Source organism: Ornithinimicrobium avium, from assembly GCF_003351765.1.
Classification (GTDB): Bacteria; Actinomycetota; Actinomycetes; order Actinomycetales; family Dermatophilaceae; genus Ornithinicoccus; species Ornithinicoccus avius.
The window spans coordinates 841,395-856,146 of the sequence record NZ_CP031229.1 but is presented as its reverse complement, the minus strand read 5'-3'; the positions used below and the strand labels follow the sequence as shown (position 1 = coordinate 856,146).

At 71.8% G+C, this 14,752-nt stretch carries 11 protein-coding genes; all 11 read right to left on the bottom strand.

Annotated features, from left to right (window positions below; all coding sequences use genetic code 11):
- Positions 1 to 38: 38 nt before the first annotated feature.
- The 11 genes from DV701_RS04035 to DV701_RS03985 all read right to left on the bottom strand — a co-directional run bounded on the left by DV701_RS04035 (position 39) and on the right by DV701_RS03985 (position 14,664).
- Positions 39 to 875, bottom strand: coding sequence for an IclR family transcriptional regulator (locus tag DV701_RS04035; RefSeq protein WP_114927171.1), 837 nt, complete (start codon positions 873 to 875; stop codon positions 39 to 41).
- A gap of 83 nt (positions 876 to 958) precedes the next feature.
- A complete protein-coding gene (locus DV701_RS04030; RefSeq protein WP_114927170.1) occupies positions 959 to 2,290 on the bottom strand; it encodes an MFS transporter in 1,332 nt (443 codons plus the stop codon).
- Positions 2,291 to 2,371: 81 nt separating this feature from the next.
- On the bottom strand, positions 2,372 to 3,145 hold the full coding sequence (locus DV701_RS04025; protein WP_114927169.1) for a creatininase: 774 nt from the start codon (positions 3,143 to 3,145) through the stop codon (positions 2,372 to 2,374).
- Positions 3,142 to 4,932 (bottom strand): BCCT family transporter, encoded by a 1,791-nt coding sequence (locus DV701_RS04020; protein ID WP_114927168.1) that lies wholly within the window; start codon positions 4,930 to 4,932, stop codon positions 3,142 to 3,144. The genes DV701_RS04025 and DV701_RS04020 overlap by 4 nt, the downstream gene beginning before the upstream one ends.
- 8 nt (positions 4,933 to 4,940) lie before the next feature.
- Positions 4,941 to 6,185 carry an aminopeptidase P family protein gene (locus tag DV701_RS04015; protein WP_114927167.1) on the bottom strand — a complete coding sequence of 415 codons (1,245 nt, stop codon included), beginning with the start codon at positions 6,183 to 6,185 and terminating at the stop codon, positions 4,941 to 4,943.
- Positions 6,186 to 6,370: 185 nt separating this feature from the next.
- Entirely contained in the window at positions 6,371 to 7,402 is a 1,032-nt protein-coding gene (gene ctlX / locus DV701_RS04010) for a citrulline utilization hydrolase CtlX (RefSeq protein ID WP_114927166.1), read from the bottom strand.
- 69 nt (positions 7,403 to 7,471) lie between these two features.
- Positions 7,472 to 8,758: a T3SS (YopN, CesT) and YbjN peptide-binding chaperone 1 gene (locus tag DV701_RS04005; protein WP_114927165.1), complete on the bottom strand. Its 1,287-nt coding sequence runs from the start codon at positions 8,756 to 8,758 to the stop codon at positions 7,472 to 7,474.
- A gap of 90 nt (positions 8,759 to 8,848) precedes the next feature.
- Positions 8,849 to 9,784 carry an aldo/keto reductase gene (locus DV701_RS04000; RefSeq protein WP_114927164.1) on the bottom strand — a complete coding sequence of 312 codons (936 nt, stop codon included), beginning with the start codon at positions 9,782 to 9,784 and terminating at the stop codon, positions 8,849 to 8,851.
- Between the two features lie 75 nt (positions 9,785 to 9,859).
- Positions 9,860 to 11,644, bottom strand: coding sequence for a DUF5671 domain-containing protein (locus DV701_RS18105; protein ID WP_162802776.1), 1,785 nt, complete (start codon positions 11,642 to 11,644; stop codon positions 9,860 to 9,862).
- Positions 11,644 to 12,135: an Rv0361 family membrane protein gene (locus DV701_RS03990; RefSeq protein ID WP_162802775.1), complete on the bottom strand. Its 492-nt coding sequence runs from the start codon at positions 12,133 to 12,135 to the stop codon at positions 11,644 to 11,646. The genes DV701_RS18105 and DV701_RS03990 overlap by 1 nt, the downstream gene beginning before the upstream one ends.
- Before the next feature lie 57 nt (positions 12,136 to 12,192).
- Positions 12,193 to 14,664: a DNA gyrase/topoisomerase IV subunit A gene (locus DV701_RS03985; protein ID WP_114927162.1), complete on the bottom strand. Its 2,472-nt coding sequence runs from the start codon at positions 14,662 to 14,664 to the stop codon at positions 12,193 to 12,195.
- Positions 14,665 to 14,752: the final 88 nt, after the last annotated feature.

The window sequence follows — 14,752 nt, the reverse complement described above, 5'->3', positions numbered from 1 at the left end:
CACGACCTGACCCAGCAGCCCCGCGCCGCTCGACGCCGTCAGCCGGCGCCGAGCGGCGCCGCCGTCTCCGTCTCCTGGACGGTGTCCCCGACGCCGTCGTGGCCCTCACGCCGGTACCCCAGTGCCGCGCTGACGGCTTGCGCCGCCCAGAGGCAGTCGTCCACCAGGGTGGCCAGCGCCGCCTGGTCGACGCGGTAGCGCGGCGCCGCGACGAGCACCGCGGCGACCGTCTCCCCGCGGTGGTCCAGGACGGGGGCGCTGACCCCCACCTCGGCAGGGTCGGTCAGTCCGTCGTTGACGAAGACCCCGTCCCTGCGCACCTGCTCCAGCGTCGCGTGCACCTCGGCCGGCGAGCCGTGCCCCTGCAGTCGCAGCAGGCCACGCCCGAGCATCTCGTCGACCGCGCGGGGGGGCCGGTGGGCCAGCAGGGCCAGGACCGAGGAGCTGGCCGTGGTCCGGTAGACGGTGCCGATGGCGGTGGTGTGCTTGATCGTCCGGGAGCTGGGCACCTGCTCCACGCACAGGGCCTGGTCTTCGGACCACACCATGAGCGAGGAGGACTCGTGGGTGCGGGCCTCCAGCTCCACGAGGACCGGGTAGGCGGTGCGTCGCACGTCCAGGTCCGCCAGGAGGGTCCCGGCCACCGACAGCAGACCCAGACCGAGGCTGTAGCGACGGGTCACCGGATCACGTTCGACGAGCCGTTCCAGCTCGAGAGTGCTCATCAGCCGTGAGACAGAGCTCTTGTGCAGGCCGGTCTGCTCGGCGATCTCGACGACGCCCAGATGGCGGTGCTCGCTGTCGAAGCAGCGCAGCACCGCCATCATGGTCGAGATGGCCGACCCTGACCGAGGATCGTTCCTGGCTGGGCTCACACCTGTCCTCCTCGTCTGGGAGCGGGCCCCCGTTGTGCCGGGCGGATGCCCGCGGGGGCAGGGTCGGGGCGTCGGTCGGCGTGTCAGGTGGCCCTGAGCGCCTCCTTGCTCGTCTCCCGTGCCACGAGCACCGCGATGCCCGAGACCACAGCTGCCGCCGAGAGGTAGAAGGCGGGCGCCAGGACGCTGCCGGTGACGCCGATGAGCCAGGTGGCCACGAAGGGTGCGGTGCCGCCGAAGAGGGCGTTGCTGAGGTTGAAGCTCACCGCGAACCCGCTGTAGCGCACGTTCGTCGGGAAGAGCTCGGCCAGGAACGAGGGCAGCGTCCCGTCGTTCAACGACAGCATCCCACCGAGCACGACCTGGATGAGCACGACCAGCAGGAAGGTGTCGGGGTCGAGCAGGAGGAAGGCCGGCACGGTGAACACGACGAAGAGCGCGGAGGCGGTCAGCAGGATCGGGCGACGGCCGAAACGGTCGGACAGGGCACCGGTGCCGAAGATGAAACCGATGTAGGTCACCAGGGCAGCCGTGGTCGCCAGGAACGACTGGGTCTCGCCGACGCCGAGCTCCCTGGACAGGTAGGTCGGCATGTAGCTGAGGATCACGTAGAACCCGACGGCGTTGAGCAGGACGGCCCCCGAGGCGATGACGCCGGTGCGCCAGTGCTTGACGAGCAGCTGCTTGGTCGGCGCCTCCACGGCCACGTCCTGGGCGACGAGCTTGCGGAACTCCGGCGTGTCCTCCAGGCGGGTGCGGATGTAGTGCCCGATGAAGCCCAGCGGCCCGGCGAGCAGGAAGGGCACCCGCCATCCCCAGCTGTCGATCTGCGGACCGGTCAGCACCGCATACATCAACGTGACGAGGAGCGACCCGAAGAGCAGGCCCGCGGCGGTGCTGGCGGGCACGACCGCGGCGTACATGCCGCGCTTGCTGGGCGGCGCGTACTCCACCAGGAACGCGGAGGCTCCGGCATACTCGCCGGAGGCGGAGAAGCCCTGGATCACCCTGAACACGAGCAGGAGGATCGGGGCCGCGACGCCGATCGTGGCCGCTCCGGGGATGAGGGCGATGCAGAACGTCGCGGCAGCCATCAGCAGGATCGACCAGGCCAGCGCGTTCTTGCGCCCGACCCGGTCACCCAGACCGCCCCAGAAGAAGCCGCCGAGGGGACGGACGAGGAACGACACCGCGAACAGCGCGAACGTCTGGAGCAGGGCGTGCTCGCTCTCGGGGAAGAACACCCTGGCGATGACGACCGCCAGGTAGCCGTAGACCGCGTAGTCGAACCACTCGGTGAAGTTGCCGATGAAGCTTGCCGCGATGACCTTGCGGCGGGTCGCCCTCGTGGCGCCGCTGCCCTCGTTGAGGCGCGGCTGCCCGCTGAGCGAGTGCGCGTGGTCGGTGGAGTCCATGGTGGGCCTTTCGATCTCGGTCTGGTGCTTTCGGGGCACCGCGCCGGGTGCGCGGGGGCCGCTGCGATGGAAGCCGTGCTCCTACAGGGACAGTTCTCTGCGTAGGTCGGCGGCGAGGTCGCGTACGACCTGGTCGTGGAGCATCCGCCCGTGCTCGGCGGTGGAGCCCGTCGGCGGCGACAGGCACCCCGACTCCGGCGTGCGTCCCGGCACGACCGGCAGCCGGTCGAACCTCGGCAGCTGCGCCGGTGGATGGTCGACCGCGCGGTCCAGCTGGACCAGGTCCGGCTCGAGGTGGAGCATCAGCGAGGTCTCCAGGACGCCGCCGTGCTCGACGTCCCAGCCGGGGAAGGCGTCCCCGTAGACCGCGTCGAGGCTCTCCTGGGAGACGTAGTCCCAGTAGGACAGCAGCAGCACGCACCGCTCGTCGTCCGTGCCGACGCCGTGGTCCCGGAGCGCCAGATCGATGCCCTCGTAGAGGAACTGGTAGTTCTCGTAGTGCCCGTTGAGCACCACGACGTAGGTCACCCCCTGCCGCAGGAGGGACCCGACGACGTCGCGCGCCAGCTGGACGAGCGTGCCGGCGTCCAGGCTGGTGGTCCCCGTCAGGTGGTCGCCGCCGCCGGACTTCTGCTGCGACTTGTAGCCGAACGTGAACGCCGGGGCCACCAGGGCACCGACCTCGCGGGCCACCGCCGCGGCCAGGTGGCCGGACAGCATCCCGTCGGTGCCCATCGGCAGGTGCGGACCGTGCTGCTCGAGCGCCCCGGTGGGCAGGATCACCGCACGACGGCCCGCTGCCAACCACTCCCTGAAGCGGTGGGCGTCGGTGCGCGAGAGCTGGACCTCGCTCATCCTTCCTGCTCCTGCGGGACGAGGTTCTGCGCGATCAGGTCGTCGTCGCCGGGCCTGCTGCGGGGGTCGTTGACCTCCTTCTCCAGCCGCTTGACGGCCTTGTCGCGCTGGCGGAGCCGGCGCACGAGGTTGGCGAACATCAGGAGCAGGACGAAGGAGAAGGGGAAGGCGCCGATGATCGTGCCGGTCTGCACGGTGTCCACGACGGCGGTGCCGCCGATCGAGAGCAGGATGACCGCCACCGCCGCGATGCTCACCACGAGCACGACGCGGAACCAGGGTCCGCTCTGCTTGGGTGCCGAGACGAACTCCGCCAGGGCGTGCGTGCCGGCGTCCAGGCTGGTCACGTAGTAGGTGGCGACCAGGACCGTCGCGACGACGAGCAGCAGGCCGCCCATCCACGGGATCATGTCGAGCATCGAGAACAGCCCGCTGGAGGTGTCGGCGGCCACGTCCGCGGAGATCGACCCGTTGGTCTGGTCGTCGTACTTCAGCGCGGCGGCCCCGACCACGGCGACCCAGATCATGACGATCAGGGACGGGATGACGGTGACGCCGATGACGAACTCGCGGATGGTGCGACCCCGGGAGATGCGGGCGATGAAGCCGGCCACGAACGGGGAGAAGGCGATGACCCAGCACCAGATGAAGACGGTCCACCAGCCGTTCCACGAGTCCTGCCAGGTGCTCAGGGCGTTCGCGGCGATGGGCGCATCGGTCCAGAAGCTCATCGGCACGTAGTACTGCACGAAGCTGCCGAAGGTCTGGACCATGGTGGAGACGATGAAGATGGTGGGGCCGAAGACGAGCACGCCCACGACCAGCACGATGCTCAGGATCGAGTTCGTCTCGCTGACGCGCTTCATGCCCTTGTTGACGCCGAGGAAGGCGGAGATGCCGGCGAACAGGCCCAGTGCGACGATGACGCCGAACCAGACGACGGGGGAGGACTCCAGCGGGGTGAACGAGGTCAGCCCGGAGGTGAACTGCAGCGACGCGAAGCCGAAGCTGGTCGCCAGTCCCAGGACGGTCGCGATGATCGCCAGGAGCTCGATGACCACACCGGCCGGGCGCTGGATGCGGAACGGCAGGATGTCGACCGTCGCCTCGCGGAAGGTCAGCGTCTTGCCCAGGTTGTGGTGGGAGTAGGCCAGGCACACGGCCACGGCGCAGTACATCGCCCAGGCCGTCAGGCCCCAGTGGAAGTAGGTCCAGACCATGCCTGCCTCGGGCAGCCAGTCGCCCGCCGGGACGACAGGTGCACCCTCGCGCAGCATGACCGGCTCGGCGACGGACCAGAAGATCAGGCCGATGCCCTGGCCGCACGCGAAGAGCATGGAGTACCACGCGAAGCGGCCGTGGACCGGTTTGGTCTTGGGTCCGCCGAGCCGCACGGAGCCGACCTTGCTCACGGACAGCCAGACGCACAGCGCCACGGCGATGACCGAGTACAGGACGAAGAACCAGGTGAAGCCGGAGGTCACCCAGGTCCGCATGCTGCCGATGACGCGGGCGGCCCCGTCGGGGTCGGCGATGACGGCGATGATCGCCGCCAGGATGAGCAGCGGCGGCACGACCTGGATGATCGTCCGGTCCAGCTGGGCGATCTGCGCGCCCCGGAAGCGGGGGAGCGCGACTCGCGCCCGCTCCCGCCTGGGGCCGGGACGCCCTGCCGGCGACGGCTCGCCGCCGGCAGGCTCCTGGACGAGCGTGGATACCTCTGTCGAGGAGGGTGTGGTCTGGTCCGGGCGCAGGTCGCGCTCCTGGACGGGCTCGCGTCCGGTCATGGCGCTCCTCAGGCCTCGATGATGTTGTGCTCGGGGCCGTACGGGAACTTGGTGATGTTCTCCGCTCCGTCCTCGTGCACGACGAGGATGTCGTGCTCGCGGTAGCCGCCGGCGCCCGGCTCGCCCTCGGGGACGGTGATCATCGGCTCCATCGAGACGACCATGCCCGGCTCGAGGACCGTGTCGATGTCCTCGCGCAGCTCCAGGCCGGCCTCGCGGCCGTAGTAGTGCGAGAGCACCCCGAAGGAGTGGCCGTAGCCGAAGGTGCGGTTGGGAAGCAGGCCGTGGCCGACGAAGATCTTGTTGAGCTCGGCGGCGATGTCCTTGCAGACCGCACCGGGCTTGATCAGCTCCAGGCCCGCCTCGTGGACCTCCACGTTGGCCTTCCACAGCTCCAGCGAGCGCTTGTCCGGCTCGCCCAGGAAGAGGGTGCGCTCCAGGGCGGTGTAGTAGCCGGAGGTCATGGGGAAGCAGTTGAGCGAGAGGATGTCGCCCTTGACCAGCTTGCGGGTGGTGGCCCAGTTGTGGGCGCCGTCGGTGTTGATGCCGGACTGGAACCACACCCAGGTGTCGCGCACCTCGCGGTGGGGGAAGGTGCGGGCGATCTCGTGGGTCATCGCCTCGACGCCCACGAGGGCGACCTCGTACTCCATGATGCCCTCGCGGATGGCGCCGCGGATGGCCTCGCCGCCCAGGTCGCCGATGCGCGCACCGTGCTTGATGACCTCGATCTCCTCGGCGGACTTGATCATCCGCTGGCGCATGGCGTCCTGGGAGACGTCGACCAGCTCGGCACCCAGCGCCTCCTGGAGCTGCTGGCGCTGCATGACGGGCAGGCTGTCGTCCTCGACGCCCACCCGGCGGGTGGTGACCCCGCGCTGGCGCAGGCCCTCGGTGATGCCGTAGTAGAAGTTGTCACGCTTCCAGTCGGTGTAGACGATGTTCTCGCCGTAGGAGGTGCGCCACGGCATGCCCGCGTCGATGTTCGCGGTGACGGTGAAGGTGTCGTCGGGGGTGACGACCATGGCGTAGGAGCGCCCGAAGTAGGTGAAGAGGAAGTCCGAGTAGTACTTGATCCCCTGGTAGCTGGTCAGCACGGTGGCGTCCAGCTCCTTGTCGGCCATGATCTGGCGCAGACCGGACAGGCGGCGCTCGAACTCGGCGTCGGAGAAGGTCAGCTGCTGCTTCTCGCCGTTGTGCAGGACCTTGAGGCGCTCGAGCTCGGTGACCGAGGAGACGGGGTTGGTGGTCATGGGAAGACCCTTTCGACGACGGTGGCGGAGTTGCTAAAAGGACAACTGCGTTGCAACCATAGCGACGACCCGCGCACCCGTCAAGGGTTCTGACCAGTTCCCTCCGAAACCGGTCGGTACCGGCCCCGGACGCAGCGCGCCGCCGTCCGCGCGGGTGCGCGGACGGCGGCGTGGTGCAGGTGGTGCTAGGCCGGGCGCTGGTCGGCCAGGTCCTGGCCGTCGGCGGTGCGCGGCGACTCGTCGATCGCCTCCGCGGTCGCCGTCGGCTCGGGGACGCGATCCGTCCGCGGGTCGAGGTGGATCCCCGCGATCATGCACCGCACCGACCCGCCGGCGAGCTCGATGGTGGGGATGTCGACCGCGACGATCTCGCAGGAGGCCTCGATGGCCTCCACCTGGTCCGGGCGCAGGCTGCGGCGGGCCCGTCCGGACATCGCCATGACGTAACGCTTGCGCCCCTCCGGGGTCCGTCCGCGCAGCTCGACGGCGTTGCCGGCGAACTCGCGCACCTGCTGCTCGGTCAGCTCCACCACCCTGCGGCCGTTGATCGAGAGCCGCTGGCGCACCTGCTCGCGGCGCGCCTCGTCCCGGATCAGCTCCAGAGCCACGAGGGCCACGTCGGTGCCGACGCAGGCCATGACGTTGGTGTGGTAGACGGGCACGCCCTCGGAGTCGACAGCCTCGAAGGCCATCGGCTCGTAGTTGAAGTCGGTGCAGAAGCGCTCGAGCACGTGCGTGTCGGCCCGGTGGCTCACGGCGGTGTACGCGACCCGCGAGACGTGGTCGAGGACCATCGCACCGGTGCCCTCCAGGAAGATGCCGTCCGGCTCCAGCCCGGAGTAGTCGACGATCGCCTGCACCCGGTAGGTGGACTTGAGCATCTCCAGGACGTCGGTGCGGCGCTCGTGCCGCCGGTTGGAGGCGTACATCGGATAGACCGCCACGTAGCCGCCCGCGTGCGTCGACAGCCAGTTGTTGGGGAAGACGCTGTCGGGGCGGGTGTGGTCGTCGTCGGCGAAGACGTGGACGGTGACGCCGACGTCGCGCAGCGCCTGGGCCACCGCGTCCATCTCCGCCAGCGCCCGCTGCGAGGTGTCCTGCACCGACTGCCCCTCCGGCACCTCGGACTGGAAGGCGTTGTCGGCTGCGGTGGCCGGGTTGGGGACGAAGCTCCGGGCACGGACCAGGATGACTCGGGACGGGGCCTGTGCACTCACGACTCGGAATCTAGGCCATCGCCCTCGCCGTCGCGCAACCGGGACGGGCCGGGCCTGCGGGCCCCTCCCTCAGCGGTCCTCTGCCCCGTCGCCACCCTCCTCGGGGCCGAAGGTGACCACGTGCCGCAGCGCGGCCCGCAGGTCGCGCACGGTCGAGCGCCAGGCGCGCATCTCCTGGGTGGCCGCACGGACCTCGTCGGGGTCGCCGGCGGTGCGTGCCGTGCCGACCGACGTGCGCCAGCTGATGGTCTGCTCCTCGGCGACCCGGATCAGCCGGAGCAGGAGGGCGGGGTCGTGGTGGCAGACCTCGGCGACGGCCGCCGGATCCAGCGGGGGCGCCCCGTCGGCGGACATGTCCAGCACCGTGCGCAGCTCGGGCGGCAGGTCGCCCTCCGTGCCCCGGGCTGACGTCGGGGGCCCGCCCTGGACGGCGGCCTCCAGCTCCTCCGTGCCGGGAGGCCGCAGCGACCCGGCGCCGGAGACGAGGTCGATCCAGCGTCGCCCGCCGACGCGCACCGCGAGGTCCTCGTCCAGCCGGTCGATGTCGCGGCCCATCATCTGCACCATGCCGAAGAGGTGCCGGGGCACGAACGGCAGGCAGGGGATGGAGACGCTCGCCACGACCTGGCGACCCACGAGGTGGAACTTGGCGAACACCGAAGAGCGGTTGAGGATGGCCACCTCCCGGCGCGCCGCGGTCAGGTCGCCGATGTCCTGGACCGGGATCGAGAAGATCGTCACCACCGGCTGGGCGTCGGCGGTGCGGACGTAGACGAGCGCGCTGCCGAAGAGGATCGGCACGTCGCCGTCCGCATCGTGCCGCGGCGGGTGGCCGAGGAGCACGTGCAGCGTGGTGTCGACCAGCTCGCGCAGCTGCTGCGGCGTGCGGACGGGGACCGCGGTGTCCACGTCCAGCTGGGGCACCGGGGTCGGCTCCTGCTCGTCCTCGGCCGGCGGCCGCGGGGTCAGCACGCCCGCGTCGAGGAACGCAGGGTGGGGCACGCCGACCACCTCGCGCAGGGTGTCGGTGACGATCGCGGCCAGCAGGTGGGCGTGCGAGCGCGGCATCTCCGTCACGTATGTGGTGCGCCCCGGGTCGACGGACCACCCCAGGGCGGTCATGTGCCGGGACCGGTCGTCCTCGGGCCAGGTCGACCCGTCGGCGGCCCGCAGCTCGGCGTGCAGGGTCTCGTCCTCGCCCGTGGGCGCCACCTCCAGGACCGGGGAGCTGGAGGGGTCACCGCCGAAGGGCATGACCGACAGCGGTTCGCGTGTCACGGCGAGGTGGTCGGCGAGCTGGCTCTGGAAACCGGCCCACCCGATCTCGGTCGCCCGGTCCAGGTCGAACTCCTCCATGCCGCCAACCTAGTACGCCCGCGCCTCTGCGTGCCGGTGCCGGCCCGGCCCACCCGGACGCCGCCTGCCGCTGCGGTCCCCGCGGCGTCCTCAGAAGCCCGCAGACACCTCGTCCAGCCGGGCCAGGTCCGCCCCGGCGAGCCGCAGGCCCGGCGCGGCCATCAGCGCGTCGAGCTGCTCCGGCCGCGACACCGACGCGATCGGGGCGGTGACGCCCCGGGCGAGCAACCAGGCGAGCGCGACGGTGGCCGGCTCCACGCCATACCCCTGGGCGACGTCCACGAGCGCGTCGACGACGCGCAGGCCCCCCGCCTCGAGGTAGCGGCGGGCGGCACCCCCGCGTGGGGCGCCCTCGAGGTCGGCCTCGGTACGGTACTTGCCGGTGAGGAAGCCGGACGCCAGGGCCGGGTAGCTGAAGACCATGGGCCCGAAGTCGGCGACGACCGGCTCGTAGTCGCGCTCGTAGCCCTCCCGCGAGACGAGGGTGTAGCGGGGCTGGATCGCGACGGGCACGGTCAGCCCCTCCCGGCGGGCGGTCTCGAACCACTCGCGCATCCGCTCCGGGGAGTAGTTGGACAGCCCGACCGAGCGTGCCCGGCCGCTGCGCACGAGCTCGTGGAAGGTGCGGACCTGGTCGAGGACCGGCACCTCCTCGTCGTCGTAGTGGGCGTAGTAGAGGTCGACGTGGTCGGTCCCGAGGCGATCGAGAGACTCGTCCAGCGCGGCGACCACGTTGTCGTGGGCCAGCCCCTCGCGGCCGGGTCTGCGGGCGACCTTGGTGGCCAGCAGCACCCTGTCGCGGGCGTCGCGCGAGGCCAGCCAGCGCCCGATGAGCCTCTCGGACTGCCCGCCCGTGCCGTCCACCCACGAGGCGTAGGAGTCGGCGGTGTCCACCAGCGTCCCGCCGAGCTCGACGAACCGGTCCAGCACCGCGGACGTCCCGTCCTCGTCGGCGGTCCAGCCGAAGGCGTTGCCACCGAGGTTGACCGGGAAGATCGGCAGGTCGCTGCCGGGCAGGGTGGGCATCGGGGTTCCTCTCCGGGTATGGGGTGCACCCGCGGTCGGGTGCGGACGCACCGCCCGAGGCTACGCGAGGGCGGGTCAGCGCTCGACCGGGACCACCTGCAGCCCCTGGGGGCCGTCGATCACGAGCAGGTCCCCGGGCGGGGCGGCCGCCACCGCGGCCTCCAGCTCCTCGACCGGCCTGGGCCCCGGCGTGACGTCGGTGCGGCGCACGAGCTGGACGGCGGTGCCGGTGCGGCGCCCGAGCTCGTCGGCGACCTGCGGGTCGGCGACCCCGACGAGCAGGAGCCAGCGCGCGGGCTGCTCCGGGCCGATGCCGGCGCGTGCCGGCAGCAGGGCGAGGCCGTCCTCGCGGTCGGCGCGGAAGACCGTCCAGTGGTAGGCCGACAGCAGCGAGGTGGTCGCCAGGATCCCGACGGGGAAGCGGATCCTGCGCATCGTCTCCAGGTCGATCCCGGTGCCCAGCGCGTCCTCGAGGAAGAGGTAGACGAGGACGAGCAGCGCGACGACCGCGGCCACGCCCATGACGCCGAAGAGGACGAGCAGGTAGGTGCGCCGGGTGGGCGAGGCCAGCTCCTCGACCGCGACGGCGGCCCGCTCGCGCTGCGCCTGGCGCCAGTGCCACCACCACACCGGCAGACCCACGGCCAGGAGCACGAGGGCGGCCAGGAGGGCGTTGAGGGCGCTGCCGCCGACGACGAGGTCGGATCCGGCCGCGACCGCCTCCACGAGGGTGACCAGGATCATGACCAGACCGGCGGCGGCAGCGAGCAGGCCGACGGCGGCGAGCAGGTACTCGTAGACGCGGCGCACCTCGGTGCGGGTGCGGCTCAGTCCGGCGGAGAGCACCTCGCGGTGGTGCCACCAGACCAGGAGGCCGACGAGCGTCGCCGCCAGCAGACCGGGGGCGGCCTGGAAGTGCTCCTGGAGCGTCGCGGCGCGGTGGTCGCCGACGAGCCGGACCAGCACGTCCCAGCCCAGGATGCTGGCTGCCACGACGGCCATGAGCAGGCCGCCGGCGACCCCCGCGAGCAGGACGAGCGCGAGCCAGCCGGTGCCGCGCGGGCCTCGGCGCGTGCCGAGCAGCCAGTAGGCGGTCCACGCCGCCGCCCCGACGACCAGGACGGCGGCGCCGTCGAGAAGGGCGTTGACGGTGGGGTCGACGAGCGAGCCGCCGGTGAGTCCGAGGATCTCGCGCAGGGACGCCGCGAGCACCAGGACGGCGCCGACGACGGAGGTGATCAGCCCGACGAGCGTTCCCAGCAGCCGCTCGGGTCGCAGGTGCCCGGCCGGCGTGAGGTCGTGGCGCCACCACCGGTGGCCCGCCCAGACCAGCGTCCAGACCAGCGCGGTGGCCAGCTGCCCGCCCCGGTAGTCCTGCGTGCCTGCAGCAGCACCCAGGGTCCCTCGCCAGGCGACCATCGCCACGACGAGCGAGACCAGCCCCACGAGCGTGAGGTAGACGGCCCAGCCGGGGGAGCCGGCCTCGCCGGGGTCCCGGCGCAGACGCCGGTCGGTCCACAGGGCGAGCGCGCCCCACAGCGGCAGGGCGATGAGGGTGAAGGTCAGCTGCAGCGCCAGCTGCGCGTCGTCGCGCACCATCGTGGAGCCCGGTTCGAGCAGCCGGCCGACGAGGCCCGAGACGCCTGCGGCGGCCGCTACGAGCAGGCCGAGGAGCAGCAGGTACTGGAAGAAGCGCCGGACCGCGTGCCCGGCCGTGGAGGCACCGGCGGGACGCCCCGCGCTCGTTCCCCCGGCCCCGCCGCCGCGGCGGACCAGCCGCACGAGCAGGAGAATGCCGCCGACCATCAAAGCTAGGACGACCAGGGGCAGGAGCAGCCAGAGCAGTCCGAGCCCGCCCATCAGCCCTCCTCGGGCGTGGAGGGGCAGACGTACATCGGCCACGGCTCGCCGGTGATCACCCAGCGGTCGCCGTCGCGCACCAGCTGGAAGCGCTCGTCGGACTCCCAGCCGTCCGCGCCGAAGGGCCCGTCGGTGTAGACGAAGGCGATGCGCACGCTGGCCCGGTCACCCTCGACGCGGCTGTCCCGCAGCACCATCCGCGCGCCCGGGTCCCCGTAGCCCTGGTGCAGGTCCTCGACGGTGCACGCACCGGCCGGGTCGAGCAGCTCCGCGGCCGCCTCGAGGTCGCCGTCGTGCACCAGGCTCAGGTAGTCCTGCACGGTGGCCTCCGGCGACCCCGGGGGCAGGTCCGGCCCGGGCCGGGTCGCGGCCAGGACCCCGGCCACGACGGCGAGCACCACCAGCACGGCCACGGCGACCGCCAGGACGGTCCCCGCGCGTCCCACTCGTCGCTGACCCTGCTGCCCGGGCTCCCCCGCCTGTCCCATCATGACCACATGGTCCCACCCCGGGGACCCGGACCGCGGGACTGCGCCGTCCTTCGCGTGTCAGCCGACCGCCGCTATCGGCGCGGCCGCGGGCACCCCCGAGCCGTCGCGTTTGTCGTTGGTCTCCGGCAGGTCGACGGCGACCCCGTTGGCGGAGGCGGCCAGCGGGGGAGCGGCGCCGGCCCAGCCGAGGGTGAGGGTGTCCTCGCCGCGCAGGAAGCGGTGGCAGCGCACGCCGCCGGTGGCCCGTCCCTTCGCGGGATAGGCCCACATGTCCGTGACCTTCACCGACCCGGTCCCGGTGCCGGGCAGCGCCCCGGCCGGGCCGGCGACCGTGACCACCACGTTCTCGGCGGCGGGGTCGAATGCCTGGAAGCCCACCACCCGGGCACCGGCGCCGAGCCTGATGCCGGTCATGCCGCCGCCGGAGCGGCCCTGCGGCCGGACCAGGGAGGCGGAGAAGTGCAGCAGCTGGGCGTCCGAGGTGATGAAGACGAGCGACTCCTCGGCGCTGCCCAGCTCGACCGCGCCGACCACGCTGTCCCCGTCCTTGAGGGCGATCACCTCGAAGGAGTCCCTGTTGCCCGGGTAGTCCGGGTTGACCCGCTTGACCACGCCGTGCCGGGTGCCCAGCGCCAGCCCCGGGCCCTCGCCGGAGAGCGAGCACAGCGCCAGCACGGTCTCGTCCGGGGGCAGGTCGACGAAGACCGACAGCGGCGCCCCGCCGGACAGGGACGGCGCGCCCGCGGTCGGCGGCAGGCTCGGCAGCTCGACGACGGAGAGCCGGACCACGCGCCCGGCCGAGGTGACCAGACCCACCTGCCCCCGTGTCGTGGCGCGCACCCGCGACACGACCACGTCGTGCTTGGCGCGCCGGCCCCCGGCCTCCAGCGGCTCGTCGGTGCCGGTGCGTGCGAGCAGCCCGGTCGAGGACAGCAGCACCCAGCAGGGGTCGTCCGGCACCTCCAGGACCGGGGCGGCCCCCGGTCCCGTGCCCGCGGTGGCGGCGGACGACATACCCGAGGCGCCGTCGGACTCGAGCAGCACGGTGCGCCGGGGCGTCCCGTGCTCCCTGGCGACCTCGGCGAGCTCGTCGGAGACGAGGCGCAGCAGCAGCTGCGGGTCGTCGAGCAGCGCCTGGAGGCTCTCGATCGCGCGCTGGAGCTCGTCGCGCTCGGACTCCAGCTCGATCCGGGAGAACTTCGTCAGCCGGCGCAGCTGCAGCTCCAGGATGTAGTCGGCCTGCACCTCGGAGAGGTCGAACACCTGGATCAGCCGCTGCCTGGCCGTCTTTGTGTCCTCAGAGGAGCGGATCAGCTGGATGACCTCGTCGATGTCGAGGATCGCGACCAGCATGCCCTCGACCAGGTGCAGCCGGTCCTTGCGCCTGCCCAGCCGGTGCTCGGTGCGCCGCCGCACGACCTCGGTGCGGAAGTCGACGAAGACCTGCAGCAGCTCCTTGAGGCCCAGCGTGCGCGGCTGGCCCTCGACAAGCGCGACGTTGTTGATCGAGAAGGACTCCTCCAGCGGCGTCAGCTTGTAGAGCTGCTCGAGCACCGCCTCGGGGTTGAAGCCGGTCTTGACCTCGATGACCAGGTGCAGCCCCTTGGTCCGGTCGGTCAGGTCGATGATGTCGGAGATGCCCTGCAGCTTCTTGGCCTGGACGAGCGTCTTGACCTTCTCGATGACCTTCTCCGGCCCGACCAGGTAGGGCAGGTCGGTCACCACGATGCCCTTCCTGCGGGGCGTGACGTTCTCGATCCGCGCGGTGGCGCGGGTGCGGAAGCTGCCGCGCCCGGTCTCGTAGGCCTCGCGCACCCCGTCCAGCCCGACGATCCGCCCGCCGAGCGGCAGGTCCGGACCGGGCACGAAGCGCATGAGGGCGTCGAGATCGGCCTCGGGGGCGGCGATGAGGTGGCGGGCGGCTCCGATCACCTCGACCAGGTTGTGCGGGGCCATGTTGGTCGCCATGCCGACCGCGATGCCGGAGGCGCCGTTGACCAGCAGGTTGGGGAAGGCAGCGGGCAGCACGCCGGGCTGCATGAGCTGGTCGTCGTAGTTGGGGACGAAGTCGACCGTGTCCTCGTCCAGGCTGGTCGTCATCAGCAGCGCCGCGGGCGCCATCCGCGCCTCGGTGTAGCGGCTCGCGGCGGGACCGTCGTCCAGCGAGCCGAAGTTGCCGTGCCCGTCGACCAGCGGCAGGCGCATGGTGAAGGGCTGCGCCATCCGGACCATCGCGTCGTAGATCGCGGTGTCGCCGTGCGGGTGGTACTTGCCCATGACCTCGCCGACCACGCGGGAGCACTTGACGTGCGCCCGGTCCGGCCGCAGACCCAGCTCGTCCATCCCGAAGAGGATCCGTCGCTGCACCGGCTTGAGCCCGTCGCGCGCGTCCGGCAGGGCGCGGGAGTAGATGACCGAGTAGGCGTACTCGAGGAAGGCTCCCTCCATCTCCTCCTGGACGTCGACCTCGACGATCTTCTCCTCGACGTCGAAGAGGTCCTCGCTCTGCGGCGGCTTGCGTCGGGCCATGGGTCGGTGGCGCTCCTGTCCGGGATCTCGGGGTCGGTTCAGGGTATGCGGTGCACCCGCCCTCCCTGCGGAGGCTCCGCCGGTAGGT

Excerpts from the sequence above, each read along its gene's own strand:
- DV701_RS04015 (WP_114927167.1), bottom strand. The coding sequence starts at position 6,185 with ATGACCACCAACCCCGTCTCCTCGGTCACCGAGCTCGAGCGCCTCAAG.
- DV701_RS04030 (WP_114927170.1), bottom strand. The coding sequence starts at position 2,290 with ATGGACTCCACCGACCACGCGCACTCGCTCAGCGGGCAGCCGCGCCTC.
- DV701_RS04025 (WP_114927169.1), bottom strand. The coding sequence starts at position 3,145 with ATGAGCGAGGTCCAGCTCTCGCGCACCGACGCCCACCGCTTCAGGGAG.
- DV701_RS18105 (WP_162802776.1), bottom strand. The coding sequence starts at position 11,644 with ATGGGCGGGCTCGGACTGCTCTGGCTGCTCCTGCCCCTGGTCGTCCTA.
- DV701_RS04000 (WP_114927164.1), bottom strand. The coding sequence starts at position 9,784 with ATGCCCACCCTGCCCGGCAGCGACCTGCCGATCTTCCCGGTCAACCTC.
- DV701_RS04005 (WP_114927165.1), bottom strand. The coding sequence starts at position 8,758 with ATGGAGGAGTTCGACCTGGACCGGGCGACCGAGATCGGGTGGGCCGGT.
- DV701_RS04020 (WP_114927168.1), bottom strand. The coding sequence starts at position 4,932 with ATGACCGGACGCGAGCCCGTCCAGGAGCGCGACCTGCGCCCGGACCAG.
- DV701_RS03990 (WP_162802775.1), bottom strand. The coding sequence starts at position 12,135 with ATGATGGGACAGGCGGGGGAGCCCGGGCAGCAGGGTCAGCGACGAGTG.
- DV701_RS03985 (WP_114927162.1), bottom strand. The coding sequence starts at position 14,664 with ATGGCCCGACGCAAGCCGCCGCAGAGCGAGGACCTCTTCGACGTCGAG.